The sequence below is a fragment of the Aeromonas diversa CDC 2478-85 genome, from assembly GCF_000819805.1.
Taxonomy (GTDB): domain Bacteria; phylum Pseudomonadota; class Gammaproteobacteria; order Enterobacterales; family Aeromonadaceae; genus Aeromonas; species Aeromonas diversa.
The window spans coordinates 3,028-23,139 of record NZ_CDCE01000011.1 but is presented as its reverse complement, the minus strand read 5'-3'; the positions used below and the strand labels follow the sequence as shown (position 1 = coordinate 23,139).

General features: G+C 56.4%; 16 protein-coding genes. 7 read left to right on the top strand and 9 right to left on the bottom strand.

Going from position 1 to position 20,112, the window contains the following annotated elements; genetic code table 11:
* Positions 1-48: 48 nt before the first annotated feature.
* From rlmD to eno, 5 genes are all read left to right on the top strand, one after another.
* Positions 49-1,371 carry a 23S rRNA (uracil(1939)-C(5))-methyltransferase RlmD gene (gene rlmD, locus BN1121_RS02565; protein ID WP_005346426.1) on the top strand — a complete coding sequence of 441 codons (1,323 nt, stop codon included), beginning with the start codon at positions 49-51 and terminating at the stop codon, positions 1,369-1,371.
* Positions 1,372-1,485: 114 nt separating this feature from the next.
* Positions 1,486-3,696: a GTP diphosphokinase gene (gene relA / locus BN1121_RS02560; protein WP_005346424.1), complete on the top strand. Its 2,211-nt coding sequence runs from the start codon at positions 1,486-1,488 to the stop codon at positions 3,694-3,696.
* A gap of 56 nt (positions 3,697-3,752) precedes the next feature.
* The gene (mazG, locus tag BN1121_RS02555) at positions 3,753-4,550 is read left to right on the top strand and encodes a nucleoside triphosphate pyrophosphohydrolase (RefSeq protein WP_005346421.1); all 798 of its coding nucleotides are present in this window, start codon (positions 3,753-3,755) and stop codon (positions 4,548-4,550) included.
* Positions 4,551-4,694: 144 nt separating this feature from the next.
* On the top strand, positions 4,695-6,332 hold the full coding sequence (gene pyrG / locus BN1121_RS02550) for a CTP synthase (RefSeq protein ID WP_005346419.1): 1,638 nt from the start codon (positions 4,695-4,697) through the stop codon (positions 6,330-6,332).
* Positions 6,333-6,415: 83 nt separating this feature from the next.
* A complete protein-coding gene (eno, locus tag BN1121_RS02545; RefSeq protein WP_005346417.1) occupies positions 6,416-7,717 on the top strand; it encodes a phosphopyruvate hydratase in 1,302 nt (433 codons plus the stop codon).
* A 1,409-nt stretch (positions 7,718-9,126) separates the two neighbouring features.
* Here eno and BN1121_RS19175 read toward each other — a convergent pair.
* From BN1121_RS19175 to BN1121_RS02520, 9 genes are all read right to left on the bottom strand, one after another.
* Positions 9,127-9,870 carry an HNH endonuclease gene (locus tag BN1121_RS19175; RefSeq protein WP_005346414.1) on the bottom strand — a complete coding sequence of 248 codons (744 nt, stop codon included), beginning with the start codon at positions 9,868-9,870 and terminating at the stop codon, positions 9,127-9,129.
* A complete protein-coding gene (locus BN1121_RS02540) occupies positions 9,867-11,042 on the bottom strand; it encodes an AAA family ATPase (protein WP_043156996.1) in 1,176 nt (391 codons plus the stop codon). Before BN1121_RS02540 ends, BN1121_RS19175 begins: the two co-directional genes overlap by 4 nt.
* 113 nt (positions 11,043-11,155) lie before the next feature.
* On the bottom strand, positions 11,156-11,689 hold the full coding sequence (locus BN1121_RS19170) for a DUF2628 domain-containing protein (RefSeq protein ID WP_005346405.1): 534 nt from the start codon (positions 11,687-11,689) through the stop codon (positions 11,156-11,158).
* Positions 11,690-11,768: 79 nt separating this feature from the next.
* Positions 11,769-12,191, bottom strand: a complete 423-nt coding sequence (locus tag BN1121_RS19665) for a hypothetical protein (protein WP_005346398.1) — start codon at positions 12,189-12,191, stop codon at positions 11,769-11,771.
* Positions 12,192-12,221: 30 nt separating this feature from the next.
* Positions 12,222-13,256, bottom strand: coding sequence for a phospholipase D family protein (locus tag BN1121_RS19165; protein ID WP_326929266.1), 1,035 nt, complete (start codon positions 13,254-13,256; stop codon positions 12,222-12,224).
* A gap of 108 nt (positions 13,257-13,364) precedes the next feature.
* Entirely contained in the window at positions 13,365-13,907 is a 543-nt protein-coding gene (locus tag BN1121_RS19160) for a toll/interleukin-1 receptor domain-containing protein (RefSeq protein WP_005346396.1), read from the bottom strand.
* A gap of 10 nt (positions 13,908-13,917) precedes the next feature.
* Positions 13,918-14,373, bottom strand: coding sequence for a hypothetical protein (locus tag BN1121_RS19155; protein WP_081606386.1), 456 nt, complete (start codon positions 14,371-14,373; stop codon positions 13,918-13,920).
* 1,287 nt (positions 14,374-15,660) lie between these two features.
* A complete protein-coding gene (gene chrA / locus BN1121_RS02525) occupies positions 15,661-16,776 on the bottom strand; it encodes a chromate efflux transporter (RefSeq protein ID WP_005346394.1) in 1,116 nt (371 codons plus the stop codon).
* Between the two features lie 53 nt (positions 16,777-16,829).
* Entirely contained in the window at positions 16,830-17,252 is a 423-nt protein-coding gene (locus BN1121_RS02520) for a nucleotide triphosphate diphosphatase NUDT15 (protein WP_043156993.1), read from the bottom strand.
* Positions 17,253-17,480: 228 nt separating this feature from the next.
* Between BN1121_RS02520 and BN1121_RS02515 the strand changes: the two genes are divergently transcribed.
* Together BN1121_RS02515 and BN1121_RS02510 are read left to right on the top strand one after the other, a co-directional pair.
* On the top strand, positions 17,481-18,020 hold the full coding sequence (locus BN1121_RS02515) for a DUF4157 domain-containing protein (RefSeq protein ID WP_005346389.1): 540 nt from the start codon (positions 17,481-17,483) through the stop codon (positions 18,018-18,020).
* A gap of 219 nt (positions 18,021-18,239) precedes the next feature.
* Positions 18,240-19,913, top strand: coding sequence for a methyl-accepting chemotaxis protein (locus BN1121_RS02510; RefSeq protein WP_005346387.1), 1,674 nt, complete (start codon positions 18,240-18,242; stop codon positions 19,911-19,913).
* Positions 19,914-20,112 lie beyond the last annotated feature (199 nt).

Sequence of the window (20,112 nt, the reverse complement as noted above, 5' to 3'; positions counted from 1 at the left end):
CTGTAGGTTCCCACATGATGACATAGCCACCTATAGGCACCAAGTTTTATGGCCCAGTTTTTCACCCCCAAGAAGACCCACAAGCAACCCCAACACATTGAATGCATTATAGATACGCTCGACCACCACTGTGTGGGTGTGGGCCGTCATGAGGGCAAAGCCGTGTTTGTCGAGGGTGCCCTGCCCGGCGAGCGGGTCAAGGTCCGCCTGACCGAGCAGAAGAAGCAGTACGCCCACGGGCAGCTGCAAAAGCTGATCACCCCGGCTCCCGAGCGCATCGATCCCTTCTGCCCCCACTATCGCGAGTGCGGCGGTTGCAGCACCCAGCACATGACGCTGGCGCACCAGCACGAGGCCAAGCAGCAGGGGCTGCGCTCCCTCTTCAGTCGCCTGGGGGGCATAGCGACCCCCGAGCTCGAGCCCGTGATGACGGGGCCGGATCGCGCCTATCGCCGGGTCTGCCGGCTGGCCATCAAGTTTGACAAGGCCAGTCGCCGCGTGCAGCTGGGCTTTCGCCGTCGCCAGTCGAGCGAGCTGGTCGAGATTGCCGCCTGTCCCGTGCTCGAGGCGACGCTCTCGGATCTCATCGCGCCCCTGCGCGATCTGCTCAGTCGCCTCAAGAATCAGCGGGATCTCGGCCATGTGGAGCTGCTCCAGGCCGACGATGGCCTGCTGATGCTGCTGCGCCACACCGGCAAGCCCAATGAGCAGGATCGGGTCCTGCTGGTGGCGTTCGCCGGGCAGCACAAGCTGGATCTCTATTTGCAAGACGGCAGCGACCGCTGCGAGCCCCTGCGTCAGACCATGACCCCGGGCTATCGCCTGGGTGAGCTCTCCCTGACCTTCGCGCCGGGGGACTTTATCCAGGTCAACCGCACCATCAACGACGCCATGGTGGCGCGGGCCATCGAGTGGCTCGCGGTGCAACCGGGCGACAAGGTGCTGGATCTCTTCTGTGGAGTCGGTAACTTTACCCTGCCGCTTGCGGCCCAGGCCCGCGAGGTCGTGGGGGTCGAGGGGGAGATGGCCATGGTGGAGCGGGCCCAGCACAACGCGGCGCGCAACGGCATCGACAATGTGCGAATCTTCAAGGCGGATCTGGCGGCGGATATCACGGATCTGCCCTGGGCCCGGGAGGGCTTCGATCTGGTGCTGCTCGACCCGGCGCGCCCCGGCGCCCTCGAGGTAATGCCACACGTGGCGAAACTTGCGCCCCGTCGCGTTGTCTATGTCTCCTGTAATCCCGTCTCCCTGGCTCGGGATAGCAAGGTGTTGACCCAGGCCGGCTATCGTCTCGAGCGCCTCGGCATGCTGGACATGTTCCCCCATACCGGCCATCTGGAGTCGATCGCCCTGTTTGTCAGGGAATAGTCGGGTAGGCCCTGATGCCGTCAGGCAAGTCTTGAATCAGGGCCGTCGCGCCCCCAGAGAGGGGAGTGTCGTTAGAGAGGGGTCACGCTGACCCCCTAAAGAAGGATGCAAAAGATGGTTTCGGTTCGCGATATACACCTCAAAGAGAACTTCACTCTGGAAGAGTGGCTCTCCTCCCTCTCTCTGAAGGAGAACGAGCGTGATCAGTTGCGAACCCTCTATCAATACTGTCTGGGCCTCGCCGATGAGGCGGTAGCCGCACGCCTGCTGGTGCGTGGCGTCGAGATGGTGGGCATCCTGCTGATGCTCAGCATGGACATCGCCACCCTCAAGGCGGCCATCCTCTATCCCTTCGCCGAGGCGGGGCTGCTGGAGCGCCACAAGCTCGATGAGGAGTTTGGCGCCAAGATTGCCCGCCTGGTGGAAGGGGTGCTGGAGATGGAGGCGATCCGCTCCCTGCAGACCGCCCAGCGCACCGAGACCTCGCCGGAGCAGGTGGACAACGTGCGCCGCATGCTGCTCGCCATGGTCGAGGACGTGCGCGCCGTGGTCATCAAGCTGGCCGAGCGCATCGCCTGCCTGCGTGAGGCGAAGAAGGCGGACGAGGAGACCCGGGTGCTGATGGCCCAGGAAATCTCCAACATCTATGCGCCGCTCGCCAACCGCCTCGGCATCGGTCAGCTCAAGTGGGAGCTCGAGGATCTCGCCTTCCGCTACCTGCATCCGGAGACCTACAAGCAGATCGCCAAGCAGCTCGACGAGAAGCGTCTCGATCGGGAGCGCTATATTCGCGAGTTTGTGACCAATCTGCGCGCCGCACTGAAAGAGGCGGGGATCGAGGCCGAGGTCTACGGCCGCCCGAAACACATCTACAGCATCTGGCGCAAGATGCAAAAGAAACACCTGGAGTTCACCGAGCTGTTCGACGTGCGCGCGGTGCGGGTGGTGACCCACCGTCTGCAAGACTGCTATGCGGCGCTCGGCATCGTCCATACCCATTTCCACCACATACCGCGCGAGTTCGACGACTACGTGGCCAACCCCAAACCCAACGGCTATCAGTCCATCCACACCGTGGTGGTGGGGCCCGAGGGCAAGACGGTGGAGATCCAGATCCGCACCGATCAGATGCACCAGGATGCCGAACTCGGGGTCGCCGCCCACTGGCGCTACAAGGAAGGGGCGCAGGCGGGCGGTAAGGCCAACAACTTCGAAGACAAAATCGAGTGGCTGCGCAAGCTGCTCGCCTGGCAGGAGGACATGTCCGAGAGCGGATCCCTGCTCGAGGATCTGCGCAGCCAGGTGTTCGAGGACAGGGTCTACGTCTTCACCCCCAAGGGGGATGTCATCGACTTGCCGGCCGGAGCCACGCCGCTCGACTTTGCCTACCACGTCCACAGCATGATCGGCCACCGCTGCATCGGCGCCAAGATTGACGGGCGTATCGTGCCCTTCACCTATGCCCTGCAGACCGGCGATCAGGTGGAGGTGATCACCCAGAAAGAGCCCAACCCGAGCCGCGACTGGATGAACCCCAACGCCGGCTTCTTGCGGTCGAGCCGGGCCCGCGCCAAGGTGGCCACCTGGTTTAGAAAGCTGGATCGCGACAAGAACATCGCCGCCGGCCGCGAGCTGCTCGACAAGGAGCTCGACCGCCACAATCTCACCCTCTCCAAGATCGACAAGCTGACCCTGGAGCGCTTCAACGCCGAGGAGCTCGACGATCTGCTGGCGGGGGTGGGCAGCGGTGACGTGCGCATCAACCAGCTGCTCAACTACCTCGATACCCGCTACAACAAGCCGAGTGTCGAGGAGGAGGAGCGGCGCCTGCTCGAGAAGCTCGAGCAGAAGGCCAACACCCCGTTCCGCCCCAAGGCGCGTGACCACATAGTGGTGGAAGGGGTCGGCAACCTGATGACCCATATCGCCCGCTGCTGCCAGCCCATACCGGGGGACAGCATAGTCGGCTTCATCACCCAGGGACGCGGCGTCTCCATCCACCGGGAGGATTGCGAGCAGCTCAAAGAGTTGTCGCGGCGCAACCCGGAGCGGATCATCGACGCCATCTGGGGTGAGAACTACTCGGGCGGCTACGGGCTCACCATCCGCATCGAGTCCAACGATCGCTCCGGCCTGCTGCGCGACATCACCACTGTGCTGGCCAACGAGAAGATCAACGTGATGGGGGTGCGCTCGCGCTCCAACGTCAAGTTGCAGACCGCCCAGATCGACATGGAGCTGGAGATCTACAACATCGATGCCTTCAACCGGGCCCTGGCCAAGCTAAGCCAGCTACCGGATATGATCAGCGTCAAACGCCTCTAACCCCAGTGACCGGCCAAGCGCCGGTCACTCTCTATCGGATAGCCGTCGAGGAGCCCATGAAACCGCCTTACCAACTTGCCGACCTGCTCGCCATCATGGCCCGCCTGCGCGACCCCGAGCAGGGTTGCCCCTGGGATCGGCAGCAGAGCTTCGCCACCATAGTTCCCTACACCCTGGAGGAGGCCTACGAGGTGGCCGATGCCATCGAGACCCAGGATTGGCAGGGGCTGCAAGGGGAGCTCGGGGATCTGCTGTTCCAGGTGATCTTCTACGCCCAGATGGGCAAGGAGCAGGCGCTGTTTGACTTCGATGCCATCGTCGATACGGTGTGCGAGAAGCTGATTCGCCGTCACCCCCACGTCTTCTCCGATGCCCATCTCGGCGACGAGCTGGCGGTCAAGGCCAACTGGGAGGCCGAGAAGGCCAAAGAGCGGGCGCAGAAGGATAAACCGAGCGTGCTCGACGACATCCCCCTCTCGCTGCCGGCCCTGACCCGGGCTGCCAAGATCCAGAAGCGCTGCGCCAGCGTCGGCTTCGACTGGAAGACCCTGGGCCCGGTGGTGGACAAGGTGCACGAGGAGATCGACGAGGTGATGGAAGAGGCCCTGATGGCCGACGTGAACCCGGATCGGGTGGCCGACGAGCTCGGCGATCTGCTGTTTGCCACCGTCAATCTGGTGCGCCATCTGGGCCATGACCCCGAGCAGGTGCTGCGCGGCGCCAATGCCAAGTTTGAGCGGCGCTTTCGCAAGGTAGAGGATCTGATCGAGCAAGAGGGGCTGGCGGTGAAGGATTGCACCCTGGAAAAACTCGATGCCGCCTGGAACCAGGTGAAGGAAATTTACGAAAGTTGATTTGGCGCAAGACAGCCCGTCGCTCGGGCTGTTAGATTTTTGCACATTGTTTGGGAGTGGGGGGTTTGGTATACTGTTTCCCCGTCCTGCTTCATCTCCCCGAAGCACCTTTAAACATTCCCTAAACTTTCTTTCAGGTTCAGCATGACGACCAAATATATTTTTGTTACTGGTGGCGTTGTTTCATCCCTCGGCAAAGGCATTGCCGCAGCTTCTCTGGCAGCCATTCTGGAAGCCCGTGGTCTGGATGTGACCATCATGAAACTGGACCCGTATATCAACGTGGACCCGGGCACCATGAGCCCGACTCAGCACGGTGAAGTGTTCGTCACCGAGGACGGGGCTGAGACCGATCTGGACCTGGGCCACTACGAGCGCTTCATCCGCACCAAGATGACTCGCCGCAACAACTTCACCACCGGCCGTATCTATGCCGACGTGCTGCGCAAAGAGCGCCGTGGTGACTACCTGGGTGCCACCATCCAGGTGATCCCGCACATCACCAACGCCATCAAGGAACGTGTCATCGCCGGCGGCGAAGGCCACCAGGTCGCCATCGTCGAGATCGGCGGTACCGTGGGCGATATCGAATCCCTGCCGTTCCTCGAGGCAATCCGCCAGCTGGCCGCCGAAGTGGGCCGCAACAACGCCATGTTCATGCACCTGACCCTGGTGCCTTACCTGGCCGCCGCCGGTGAAGTGAAGACCAAGCCGACCCAGCACTCCGTCAAAGAGCTGCTCTCCATCGGTATCCAGCCGGATGTGCTGATCTGCCGCTCCGACCGCGCCATTCCGGCCAACGAGCGTGCCAAGATCGCCCTGTTCTGTAACGTTCCCGAGCGCGCCGTCATCTCCATGAAGGACGTCGACTCCATCTACAAGATCCCGGCACTGCTCAAATCCCAGGGCCTCGACGGCTACATCACCGAGCGCTTCGGCATCGAGTGCAAGGACGCCGACCTCTCCGAGTGGGAGCAGGTGATCTATGAAGAGGCCAACCCGACCGCCGAAGTGACCATCGGCATGGTGGGCAAGTACGTCTCCCTGCCGGACGCCTACAAGTCCGTCAACGAGGCGCTCAAGCACGGCGGCCTGAAGAACCGTCTCTCCGTACACATCAAGTACATCGACTCTCAGGACATCGAGACCCGCGGCATCGAGATGCTGGAAGGTCTGGACGCCATCCTGGTGCCGGGCGGCTTCGGCGAGCGCGGCGTGGAAGGCAAGATCCTGGCCGCCAAGTATGCCCGTGAGCAGAAGATCCCCTATCTGGGCATCTGCCTCGGCATGCAGGTCGCCCTGATCGAGTACGCCCGTAACGTGGCGGGCATGGAAGGGGCTCACTCCTCCGAGTTCAAGAAAGACAGCCCGTTCCCCGTGGTCGGTCTCATCACCGAGTGGGTCGACGAAGAGGGCAAGGTCGAGACCCGTACCGAGAAGTCTGATCTCGGCGGCACCATGCGTCTGGGCTCCCAGCTCTGCCACCTGATCGACGGCTCCAAGGTCCGCGAGCTGTACGGCTCTGCTACCATCTATGAGCGCCATCGCCACCGCTATGAAGTGAACAACACCCTGCTGCCGAAGATCGAGGCTGCGGGTCTGAAGGTGACCGGTCTCTCCGCCGACAAGAAGCTGGTGGAAATCATCGAGATCCCGGATCACCCCTGGTTTGTGGCCGCCCAGTTCCACCCGGAGTTCACCTCGACTCCCCGTGATGGCCACGCCCTGTTTGCCGGCTTTGTCAAGGCGGCGGGTGAGTACCAGAAGCGTAATTTGAAGTAATCGGGAGCGGTTGGGGCATTGTGCCTCAGCCGCTTTTCCTTAATAATTTCTGTTGTTTTTTTACGAAACCTGAGGAAAGAAACATGTCCAAGATCGTTAAAGTGATCGGTCGTGAAATCATCGACTCCCGTGGTAACCCGACCGTTGAGGCCGAAGTTCATCTGGAAGGTGGTTTTGTGGGTATGGCTGCCGCTCCGTCCGGCGCCTCCACCGGCTCCCGCGAAGCCCTGGAACTGCGTGACGGCGACAAGAGCCGTTTCCTGGGCAAGGGTGTGCTGAAGGCGCTGGAAGCCGTTAACGGCCCGATCGCTCAAGCTCTGCTGGGCAAAGACGCCAAGGACCAGGCCACCGTTGACCAGATCATGATCGATCTGGACGGTACCGAGAACAAGTCCAAGTTCGGCGCCAACGCCATCCTGGCTGTTTCCCTGGCTAACGCCAAGGCTGCCGCCGCTGCCAAGGGCATGCCCCTGTACGCTCACATCGCCGAGCTGAACGGCACCGCCGGTGTCTACTCCATGCCGCTGCCCATGATGAACATCATCAATGGTGGTGAGCACGCCGACAACAACGTCGACATCCAGGAGTTCATGATCCAGCCGGTTGGCGCCAAGACCCTGAAAGAAGCCGTCCGCATGGGCGCCGAAGTGTTCCACAACCTGGCCAAGGTACTGAAGTCCAAGGGCTACAACACCGCCGTGGGTGACGAAGGTGGTTTCGCACCGAACCTGAAGTCCAACGCCGAAGCGCTGGAAGTGATCGCCGAGGCCGTTGCCGCTGCCGGTTACAAGCTGGGCACCGACATCACCCTGGCCATGGACTGCGCCGCTTCCGAGTTCTACGACGCCGAGAAGAAAGAGTACAACCTGAAGGGCGAAGGTCGTATCTTCTCCTCCAACGGTTTCTCCGACTTCCTGGAAGAGCTGACTGCCAAGTTCCCGATCGTCTCCATCGAAGACGGCCTGGACGAATCTGACTGGGAAGGCTTCGCCTACCAGACCCAGAAGCTGGGCAAGAAGATCCAGATCGTGGGTGACGACCTGTTCGTAACCAACACCAAGATCCTCAAGCGCGGTATCGACAACGGCATCGCCAACTCCATCCTGATCAAGTTCAACCAGATCGGTTCCCTGACCGAGACTCTGGCTGCCATCAAGATGGCCAAAGACGCCGGCTACACCGCCGTCATCTCCCACCGCTCCGGTGAGACCGAAGACGCGACCATCGCCGACCTGGCCGTTGGTACCGCCGCTGGCCAGATCAAGACCGGCTCCATGAGCCGTTCTGACCGTGTTGCCAAGTACAACCAGCTGATCCGTATCGAGGAAGCGCTGGGTGAGAAGGCTCCGTTCCGCGGTCTGAAAGAAGTGAAGAACCAGGCCTAATCGCCTCGTTCTGCCAGCCCGACTGGCGTGACGAAAACCGGAACCCTTGGGTTCCGGTTTTTTTATGTCTGGTTTGGGGGGATGTGCGTTGACCCGTGACGGGCAACGAGGGGGGGCAGCGAGGACTTTGTCCTCGACGGGGTTTCGCCCGCCATCCTGGAGGAGCTCAGTCAAGCTCCTGGCCTATGGCAAGCATCACAATCCCTGCGGGATTGCCGCTATGCGGGGTTTCGTCCGCCCTTCCGAGGGCGCTCAGCCAAGCTCCTTGGCCTATGGCAAGCGTCACAATCCCTGCGGGATTGCCGCTATGCGGGGTTTCGCCCGCCCTGCGGGCTGTGGCGAGTGACTTTGGAAAGACCCAAAGTCACCAAAGGTCTTCTCCCCCGGCAAGCCGTCCGCTGCGCGGATGCCCTCGGCTCGTTGAGCTGGTCGGACGTACCGCCGCACACGGCACGTTCATGTGCCGCCTGCGGCTGCGCCGTCGTCCATGACGGCGCTACTGACCCGCTCCACTCACCTCGGCGGCTTGCAGGGGGTCAACAACACCGTGCCCGGCAGTGGCTAAGTGGGCTCGCTACGCGGCGCTCAAAATGGTGGTGTCCTAATTGCTAATCCCTGGGGGATTGCCGCTATGCGGGGTTTCGCCCGCCCTTCCGAGGGCGCTCAGCCAAGCTCCAGGGCCTATGGCAAGTACCTTGATGCGGCTGCGCCGCATAGGACGCGAGGACTTTGTCCTCGAAGGCCCACCATTCAGGGGGCGCTCAGCCAAGTTCCTGGCCTATGGCAAGTACTTGATGCGGCTGCGCCGCATAGGATGCGAGGACTTTGTCCTCGAAGGGGTTTCGCCCGCCCTGCGGGCTGTGGCGAGTGACTTTGGAAAGACCCAAAGTCACCAAAGGTCTTCTCCCCCGGCAAGCCGTCCGCTGCGCGGATGCCCTCGGCTCGTTGAGCGGGTCGGACGTACCGCCGCACACGGCACGTTCATGTGCCGCCTGCGGCTGCGCCGTCATCCCTGACGGCGCTACTGACCCGCTCCACTCACCTCGGCGGCTTGCAGGGGGTCAACAATACCGTGCCCGGCAGTGGCTAAGTGGGCTCGCTACGCGGCGCTCAAAATGGTGGGTGTCCCGATTTTACTGGTAACCGTTGGATATTACCAGAATGGACACCATAGGGATCAGAATGAATATAGCTCGATTCACCGACATATAGAATTACATGTGAAAAATCTGATTTAGTAATTTTACAAATTAGCGAACTGTTCTTTTCATTAGAACGAGTGAGAATGATATCTCCAAGCTTCAGCTTTGTTCTGTCAAGTAGGTACATAATACTCTCAATAAACCTAACGCCCGCATTTGCGGCTGGTTTGGAGCGCAGCGGAAAACCAGTCCGACAACATGCGCTTGTTAAGCGCAATCAAGCACAATAGGCAAAGCATTCTGCAGCAGGTTTTCTAAATCTTCCGACCACACTGAAGCTGCTTTCATTTCATCAATTAGCTCTAGAAAACTACTATCCGTCAATAACATTGTAGCTGTTGATGCTGCATAACTTGCCTGTGGTACGCACTCCTTTAACAAACCTTCAACCACACCCAGAAGTCTGTTCTTTGATCTTGTATCACCGGCCTCTTGATATACTTGCCACCGATCAAATGCCGTTTCAATAAGCTCGCTGATTTTTTCTCCGATTTTATAGCGACTAAATACCAAACGATCTGAATGATTAAGGTTTGTTACCTGAATTGTACATACTCCAATTTCTGAAATACCCCTCAATCTGTATAGACGAAGAGCCAAGTGTTCTTTTGGGTCATCTCGATAGGGGTTCACAATTGGGTCAGCCACCACATCATGAGCCCCCTTAGAACCGTTACACTTTTTGCACGATGGCAATAGGTTTTCCCAATCCACGACTTTTTCTGGATTGTTTTTTTTATCTTCGAAATGCTCAACCTCCATATAATTGCTTTCCGTTTCAAGTGGACATTCACAATATGCACACTTGCCAAAACTAGAAGCGAGTAGAGGCTCTTTGATATGGTGCTGGTTCCACACAGACTTTCCGCTACTTTTGAACTCAGCGGTTAATTCAGCGACTTTTTCTGCACTTAGGTATGGGGGGGCGGGGGCTCTTTGCAACTTAATCACTCGCCAACCTCCCTGATGGAAATCAATTCAAGCTTAAGGAGCTTCCTAAGATAATTTTCAGAATGAAGCAATTTGTCTAGCTCCTGATAGGCTGCTTCAGCTGCAGAATAGTTTTCTTCTGTTATAGCCCTCTCGAATTCGGAAAGCTTGTCTTTATACGTATCGGTTCTTGTATCCTCCATACCCATTACATCAATGAGAACTTCTTCTACGGTCCAGCCTTGGAAGCCATATGAACCTCCACTCAACTGCCTTCTATAAACACCATCTTCATTCGCAGCTAAAGCAATAATTTCATTAGGCTTCGCATTCTGCAAAATATGAGGGCTATGTGTTGACGTAATGAACTTAATTTGTGGAAAAACATCAACCAATATCCCAGCTATTTTTGACTGCCACTCGGGGTGCAAATGAAGCTCAAGCTCATCTATTAGTATAATTCCATCGAACTCATCAGCTTTGATGCAAGGAGATTTAAAGCGAAGTTCAATGTCTTTAATAATTCCGAAAATAATCGAAAGGCAAGATTTAAACCCAGATGATAAATACTCGTAATAGATTTCGCCGCTTGGAGAATCGATCATTATTTCATTAGATGAAGCGAGTACTTTTTTAAAGCTAAACCCTTCGCTTAGTAATGAAAAGGCCTTTTTGGCTATTTCTAGGTTGTGCAACTGTTCTTCAGTCAACGCTCCTTCATGTGCTGAGTATAAGTACCGGTTAACAAACCAATTCTTGACTTCGCTAATGTTAACGCCGTATTTAGCCTCTTCAAAAGACGTGTTTATATTTTTATTTGTGTCCTTCGCAACTGCTTGAAGGGGTTGATATTGAAATGTTCTAGTGACTTTTAGAGAAAGTAGTTTTTCCGAGTACTGGTGCAAACCTCTAATGCTAGAGTGTTTATCTGGGTCAAAGTCAGCGATTTGAACATTTGATTGTTGATCACCGTTTTCTGTTTCGATAATCGATTTGAATGTTCCTTGATCACTTGAGACGTTTCTCTTAAGAATATTCGTATTGTTCGCTGAAAACGAATGAGCAACGCATTCTAGAATTGTAGTCTTTCCTATACCATTGGGACCACAAATAAAGTTCATATGATCATCAAAATCGATGTGTAGATTTTTGATTCCACCAATGCCTTCGATATCTATCGATTTTATTTTCATGCTAATTCCATTATTCGGCTACTGTACGCTTAACGTCCCGCATAAACGGCGAGCGAGTTTTGCGAGTCCAGCCCCCACAGGGGGCGATGTTTAATGCGATTGTTATAGGATAACTAGCCAGCGTTCAGCATTGAGTAAACTACACCACTAACAAAGACGGAGAGCAGAAAGTTACCTAAACTAGTGCCACCATCAGACCGCAAGGCCTCTCCAAAGTATTCATCCGGAACTCTTGAAGAGATGTAGCTTTCTATAACCTTTCTTGCTTGATTGAAATAAACTCGATTTGCAACCAAACCGCTAAAAAGCATTAATATTACAAGGCTTCCTGCTACAATGATTAAAGCATATTCATGACTAACTCTAAAGTGGCTCACTGCTAAATTGCCGCCAACTGTCGCAGCAATTTCTAACAACATAAGAACAACACCAAATACAGGCATTTTCCTGAAAAAGAACCATTTATACGTAAGCAAAAATGCGTAGAAGTTGAAACCTGCATTGCTGCTCTCATTTTTCATTAGTGACTTCCAACGCTTGGGATAGTAATCCCCCCAAGTATACGCTTTGTACGCCTCGACTGACGTTTCCTTAGCTATTACTATCCTTTTTCTTTCTTGCGTTGATTCAACATTCGTAGGAATCATCCTTCCCTCCTATAACGTTTGGTTAAGGGGCGGGCTTTAGCCCGTCCCAGTGAGCGAAGCGAGCAATTTGAACCAGTTGTTAGCCGGTGATGATGAAGGGTAGCTTTTCGCATAAATACGCAACTTCTCTTTCGATGAACTCCTCAGGGCTTTCATTGCAAGAATATGCTTCGAAAATATGGTTAATGATGTTTTTTACCTGCTCCAAAGTAAGATGCTCTGCATCGATTAATTCAAGAAGAGTTTCGGCAATTTCATTAAGACTGAAGCAATATTCTGCGGCGGCAATGCTTAGTTCTGCGTGGGCCATCTCATGGTTGGTTTCTGATTTTTTGTGCTGGCCTAAATACGCAAGCGGTTTGTCTAAAATTTCAAAAGGATAAGTTTCTTGATGCTTTTCGCAGTACTCTATTAAGACTCGTCTGACTTGCACGTAATCCAAATTATGAGAATCATCGTCTAGTAGAGCATTGAGTTTTGTATTGGCTATCCAGTTTTTCATAGCGGATAAACGCCTAGGCTAACGCCGCATTCAGCGGCTTGTCCGCTGCAATGCTTTGTTAGCACTTTTTATCAAATCTTGGATTTCGGTTCTACCAAGCTCTGTAACCTCTCGTTTAAACCAATCGTTAACTCTATTTTTAATCTCTCTCTTGATTTCGTTGCTTAATCGGAATGGACGCGTATAACGTTTTTGCTTATATGAATAAATATAGTTAAGTCCATCTTCATAGAGGATTCTATCGAACGAATAGAAATCTGCGTATGACCCATTACTATTCATACAAAGCACAAGATCACCTTGGCTATATGGGAGATTTGACTCATTGCAGGCGTAAGTAAAGAAATCCCGTAACATGGAGGCTGACCCTTCATCTGAGTCCTCTTTCAATAGCTCATGTGCTTCCTCAATAGTGGCTTTGGTATGCCTAGAATCCCAAATAAAAACAGGTATTAGCTGATTTTCTTCTTCGGAAAGCCACTCATCTCCATTGCTCGCCTGTACAGATCTAGCTCGTCCAGCCTGTATGCGGCGATGGTTTTCTCTGTACTTTTGGAGATCGTTATGAAAACGCCTTTGATTGCAACTAACGACATCGCTTGACGATTTCATTGTGGCCAATTCTTCCATATAGTTTTCCAGTAGAGCCTTATTCTCTATCACGACACACGTATCTCTCTTCAGACTCAATCCGGTATTAGTAAAATTGGCGCTTCCTATTATTACCGTTGCCGGCTTAATCAAATATAGCTTCCAATGAACGCTGTTTTGATATCTAAAATCAACAGAAAGAGAAAAATTATCATTTTCAATGTTTTTACAATATTCAAAGAAGTCTGGAGATGAAAATGAGTTTATGGTTCCAACCAATAATTCCAACCTATTTCCGCAATCTAGGAGTAAGTCAACAATGTTTTCTGTACCGCTAGCGAAAGCAGAGACAATGATAACTTCTCGCTCACGAATACCCTTAAGGAAAGTGGCTAGATTATTTTCGTTATTAAGGATTTTCATATGGCATCCAGAATGGCTGGCTTTGAGTGCTAACGCCCGCTTAAGGGGCAGACAACGCTACTACCAAGCTTCAGCATAACACCGTAATCATACAAGCCGACGCATAATGGAAATGCCGCGCGTTGGCTGTCCCTCTTGAAGCGTTTGTTAGGTGAGCGGTTATCTAAGCCAATCACGTAACCTTGTCGCTGTATTGTCATGATAGTTATAAACTAACCATGAAAATTTGGCGTCACCTTGCATCTGTCCCCACACAATATGACGATAAATACCTAAATACTCTTGCTTTGCCCAAGTTTGTTCGTAACTCGTAGTTGCAGCCGGCAATAACGCAACATTAGACATTGATAAACTCGCATCACCAATACCTAGCTCCCAAGGAACCCACTTGGAGTCTTTGCTATTGGTGGTAACAAATACGACTAGCTTTCGACTTTCTTTAATCTGATTTTTTATTATCAAAGCTGTTTCAGGGTTAGGTGTTTCAGGCATTCTGTCATCACCTAAATCACAATAAACAGAAGCCCCATGATTTTCTAGTAGCTCGATAACCCCTGGCAAATACTCTGCATCTTTTGATGAGTGAGATAAGAATGTATCTTTATTGCTTTTAGTTCTAGAGGCTTTCAATATGGCCTGAGAGTTAGACCGGAGGTTTGTATTAAACCGTCTGAGGTCATCAAATGTTGTAAATTGAACCATAATAAATACCTTAACCTATAGCTATTATTTTTGTTATATAAATCAATACAACAATGGATATATAAAATCCCCATACAGAAAAGGATTTTAATGATTGAATTTGCAAACTAGATAGATTGCCTTTAGGCACCACTGAATACAAATCTTCTTGAGTCAGCTTGCTTTCATGCAATTTTTTTATGAAGTCATTATATGATTGTCTAAATGCTTTTTCTAAAGATAGATAATAAGCATCCAATGCAAGAAAGACTACCGTTGGAAGAAATGCAATATAAGTGAAATCAGGTTTCCCTTTATCCGCAACTATCACCAATATCGCCGAGACCAAAGTAACACACCAAGCTTTGCAAGCAGAACTATTTGCAGCCATCCTTTGAATGACATTTTGTATTATACCCAAATGAGTTTGAATGGGCGCAGACTCAACCCCGACATTTAGATATTGAATACTTTCTTGCTCTGTCATAAATACAATCAACCTTATAATAAAGAGCCAAAACTGATGCAAGCTCACCTAACAGTGATTAGATGGAAGGCGGTACTAATCCGTTAGCAGAGAATTCCATCTAACTCCGTAACATTTCAATCGCCGCCAAGTAAAAATTATTATGAAATCATAACATTGCAGATTACATCAGGTGTCCGAGCGTATTCGCTTGACGTCCTCTTTTTGCGCCACTGTTACTACTATGTGAAAAACAGTGCGCAGTCGCCAAAGCACGCCTGCGTGAACAGGTCAGAAATTAAAATGAGGCCGTCACCATGTTGAGTGAGCGCTCCACTTGCTTATCCATGCCATCCGGCATGGCTACCGCCCCTGAATTTCAGCCTCCAGCCTGCTGTTTTTTACCGGCGAGGTTGCACTGGCTTGGTCCATGGGTGACTCCGGTGAGACGGTTGCCAAACGGCTATGTTAGCGAGTGATACGGGGGAGGGAAGAGGGAAACGATGGTTTCCTGAGCAAGCTCAATAAATTGATAGAGATTGGGTCGTGCTGGAACACTGCAACCCGTGCAAAGCATCAGAGGGGCAGGGTATTGGCTTCCCCTTCAGTCCGCCGAGAGATATTGGGACACCCCCCATTTTGAGCGCCGCGTAGCGGCCAATAGAGCAGCAACCTACCAACCCAGTTGCAGTCGGGCACGGTATTGGTTTCCCCTCTGATTCGCTGAGAGGAGGTGGCAGGTCCAGGCCGCGAGACAAGGATGTCGAGCGAGTGGCGGCGGGCCATGGAAGGCCCGTCGGCGCGTGCCGTCGGACCTGACGGCGAGTCGAAGGGACTCGACGAAGGAGAGCGAATCGGCGGGGTTGGCCTTTCTTTTGGTGACTTTTCTTTGGCCACGCAAAGAAAAGTCACTCGCCATAGCCCGCAGGGCGGGCGAAACCCCTATGCGGCGTAGCCGCATCAAGATGCCTGACACAGGCGAAGGAGCTTGGCCGAGCTCCGCTTTTGCTCGGCGGTCCGTCCGACCTTGTGACTGACCCGAGGGAAACCGCATCGCGGTCGGATTGGCTGGGGGTGGCCTTTCTTTTGGTGACTTTTCTTTGGCCACGCAAAGAAAAGTCACTCGCCAAAGCCCGCAGGGCGGGCGAAACCCCTATGCGGCTTAGCCGCATCAACATCGCCGTCACAGCAGGTTCGGCGCTTGACCAAGCGGTGACCCCCTTCGGGGGCCGCGCCCTCGCGCTCTAAGGGGCAGCGCCGCATCAAGATGCCAGCAGGAGCCTGGCCGAGCGCCTCCCGATTGGGAGGCTAAATCAGGGCGTTCAGCCCCACCATCAGGGTCGCCAGCGGCAAGATCGGCAGCTTGAGCACCCGCAGGGCAAACAGCCCCATGGCGGCCAGGGCGAGCTGGGCCGGCCCCTGCACCGCGCTGGTGAAGACCGGCTGGTAGAGGGCTGCCAGCAGCAGCCCCACCACGGCGGCATTGAGACCGGCCGCCGCCGCCTGCCAGCGGGGGCGGGCCAGCAGGGCCTGCCACAGGGGGGCGAGGGCCAGCAGCAGCAAGAAGCCGGGCAGGAAGACGCCCAGGGTGGCGAGCAGGGCCCCCGGCAGCGGCGCCTCGGGCAGGCTTAACGCGCCGAGATAGCTGGCCAGGGTAAACATGGGGCCGGGCACCAACTGGGCCAGGGCATAGCCGCCGAGGAACTGGCTCTCCCCCAGGCTCGCGCCCACCGTCTGTTGCAGCAGGGGCAGCACCACATGGCCGCCGCCAAACACCAGGGATCCGGCCAGATAGAAGTCGGCGAAGAGTTGCATGCCGAGCAGGGGAGGGGCGATCAGCAGCAGCAAGAAGGCGGTCAGCCAGCCCCAGCCCGGCCGGGCCAGGGGGGCGCGCCCTTGAGTCGGCTCCTTGCGCCAGGCGGCGATGGCGGCGGCCAGCAGCAGCACGGCGAACTGGGTGGCCAGATGGGGTAGCAGCCAGAGGGCGGCGGCACTGCCCACCATCAGCCCCTGACGCAGGGCCGTGGTGCAGAACTGGCGTCCCATAGCGAGCACGGCGTCGGCCACCACCACCAGGGCCAGCAGTTTGAGCCCCTGTAGCAAGAGTGGAAACCAGGCCCGATCCAGCAGGTGGCCACCGAGCAGGGCCAGGGCCGTCATCAGCGCAAACGAGGGGAGGGTGAAGCCGACAAAGGCGGCCAGGGCCCCCGGCAGTCCGGCCCTGTGATGGCCGATGGCAAAGCCGAGCTGACTCGAGGCCGGGCCGGGCAGCAGCTGGCACAGGGCCAGTCGCTCGGCAAACTCGCCCTGGCTCAGCCAGCCCAGGCGTTCGACGAAGGTCTGGCGAAACAGGCCGATATGGGCGGCCGGTCCGCCGAAGCCGAGACAGCCCAGGGTGAGAAAACGGATAAAGATGGTCAGCATGGCACCCCCTATGATTGGTGGCGCCATCATATGACAAATTGATGACAATCAGGTTACGCATCAGGCAGATAGAGAGCCCCGGCCAGCCAGGCGGCCACCCCCTGGCGGCAGGCGTCGAACAGGGGCTCGGGCAGGGCGTGCGGATCGCACCAGTGCCACCCCTCGCACTTGTCCGGCTCGCGCAGCTCGGGCTCACCCTGCACCCTGGCGTGCAGGATCACCGACACATAGTGCAGGCCGCTCTCGCGCCAGGTCTCCAGGTTGTTGGTCAGCGCCACCACCCGGGGGGCCTCGATGCGAAACCCGGTCTCTTCTTCTATTTCGCGCGCTGCCGCCGTCTCAAAGGTCTCGCCGAACTCCAGATGACCGCCGGGGATCGACCAATAGGGGGCGTGGCCTCCCTTGCGTCGCCCCATCAGGATCAATCCTGACGGGCTCTCCAGGATCACCCCGACCCCGACTCTTGGGTACTCCATCTTCTTCTCCTCTGTGGTGGGAGGCCTATGCTACTGCGCCGGCGCGGGTGAGGCCAGGTGAGCGCCCCGGCCTTGGCGCGATCGTCGGTCACCGAGCGATTCGCAATAGTTTGATTAGCCAATCATTTTTGCTATTTAAGCGTATCAAGTGCGGCTCGAACGGGTACTCTACATGAGCCTCGCAAGAGGCCTTTGTGTCATGGGCGAGTGAGCAAGAGGAGTGGAGTCATGAAGAGAGTCTGGCTGGCGGCGATCGCCCTGATGGCCTTGTCCGGGTGTATTAACCGTGATGCTATCTATGCCAATCCTCCCCCCGAGCTGCTCAAGCAGCTCGACCTGCTGCTGCCTGCGGCCAACCGCTTTGTCGAAGAGAGCGAGGCTGCGGCCATGGCCAACGGCGTGGCGCTCGATGACCAGCAGCAGGCGTTGGCCAGATCGCTTGGGATCCGCGAGGTGGAGCGGGTGCGGGTCTATTACGTGGATGCGCTGCCCTCGCCGACGGATCCGCAGCTCCTGCCTCTGGCGAAGCGGTATGGCTACAGCTCGCCGGCCATGGGCGCCTACACCTATGGCTACGGCATCTGGATAAAGACCCCCTATCGCCACGATCGCGAGCTGCTGGCGCACGAGCTGGTCCATGTGCATCAGGGGGAGAGGTTGGGCCGAGAGGCGCTGACCCGGCAATACCTGATGCAGCTCTTTATCTACGGCTACAACAACGCGCCTCTGGAGCTCGAGGCCTATCGGATCGCCGGCTCGCTGCGATAGGGCCGCCGAAGCACCCTGTTGGGGCGCAAACCCCTTCCCCTCGGCGCTCTCGTGACCACCCTGAGCGCCCCCCCCCACTCTCGTTCTGCCCGGCGGCGCCACCACCGAATGGGGGGCCGTCGGCGCGCTTGTGTCAAAGGCTTGAGCTTGTTAACAGTCAGGGTTCAGATGGTCTCGTATGATAACCATCAGATGTTCAATCAAGGATGTGATAGCGAAATGAATCGTGTCTCTATTCGTGCAAAGACCCTGACGCTGGCCATAGTCCCCATCCTGCTGATGGCGCTGCTGCTTAATATCGAACTCTGGCGGCGTGAGCAGCAGGATCTGAGTGCCCAGCTCGAGCGTTATCGCGAGAGTGCCCTGGCCCAGAAGAAGGCGGTGCTGGCCGAGCACGTGCTGATGGCCAAGACCGCCATCGCCCCCCTGCTCGCCCAAGACACCCCGGAGGCGCGTGAGCAGGCCAAGGCCATACTGCGAACCCTGCGTTACGCCGAAGACGGCTACTTCTATGTCTATGATACCAAGGGGATCAACCTGGCCCACGGCGTCAAGCCGGAGCTGGAGGGCAAGGATCTCTCTGGCCTGACCGACAGCGAAGGCAATCGGGTGCTGCTCGATATCATCAAGGCGGCCCAGAGCGGCGACGGCTACTCGCAATTTATCTGGGACAAGCCCTCCAAGGGGAGCCCGCAACCCAAGCTCGGCTATGCGGTCATGTTGCCCCAGTGGGGCTGGGTGCTCGGCACCGGCTTCTATATCGATGACATCGACGATGCGGTGGCCAAGGCCCGGGAAGAGGGGGAGGCCGCGCTCGCCATCACGCTGCGCGATACCCTGCTCACCTCGCTGCTGCTCACCCTGTTCGCCATCGTCGGCAGCCTCTGGGTGTCGCGCTCCATAACCCGGCCGATCCAGACCCTGGTGGCGAACTTTCACGATCTCGCCCACGGCGAGGGGGACCTGACCCGTCGCCTGCGCCTCGACCAGGGCGATGAGCTCGGCGATCTCGCCCGCAGCTTCAACGGCTTTATCGAGAAGATCCACCAGCTGGTCGAGCAGGTGAGCTCGGCCTCGGATCGGGTCTATCAGTCGGTTGAGACCCTGCAACGCCAGTCCGGCGACTACCTCTCGCGCATGAGCTCGCACCACAAGGAGACGGAGCAGGTGGTGGCCGCCATGACAGAGATGAGCTCCACCGCCCACAGCGTGGCGGGCAACGCCGGGGATGCGGCCGCCGCCACCGGCAATGCCGACCACCTCTCGCGTCAGACCCGGGTGGTGATCACCCGCGCCATGGACGGCATCGACAACCTGATCACCGATCTCAACGCCATCCACGATCAGATAGGCACCCTGACCCGGGAGACGGATCAGATCCAGAACGTGGTGGGGGTCATCTCGGGGATCGCCGATCAGACCAACCTGCTGGCGCTCAATGCCGCCATCGAAGCGGCCCGAGCCGGAGAGCAGGGGCGCGGATTTGCGGTGGTGGCCGACGAGGTTCGCCAGCTTGCGTTTCGCACCCAGCAGAGCACGGTGGAGATAGGCACCATGTTGCAGCGGTTGCAGCAGATAGTGGCCACCGCCGGCACCCTGATGAGCGAGAGCCAGGCCCGCCACAGCGGCACCCTGGCCGAAACCGGCGCCCTGGTGACCAACCTCGACGAGATGAGCGGGGCCATCACCACCATCAACGACATGAACCTGCAGATCGCCAGCGCCGCCGAGCAGCAGCACGCGGTGACCGAGGAGATCAACCGCAACCTGGTGGCGATCCAGCATATCGTGGGTGAGCTGAGCCAGGGGGCCGATGCGACCCGTCACACCTGTGAGGAGCTGGCCGATTCCGGCAGGACCCTGCATCGGTTGGTGGAGCGGTTTCAGATCTAGGGGCCCGGCCTTGCGGGGGCGCTCGGCCGAGCGCCTGGCCTACGACGTGGCTTTTGATGCGGCGTTGCCGCATGGGACTTGCGGGGGAGCTCAGCCAAGCTCCTTGGCCTATGGCAAGTTTTGATGCGGCGTTGCCACATAGGATGCGAGGGCGTTGCCGCATGGGATGCGAGGACTTTGTCCTCGAAGGGGTTTCGCC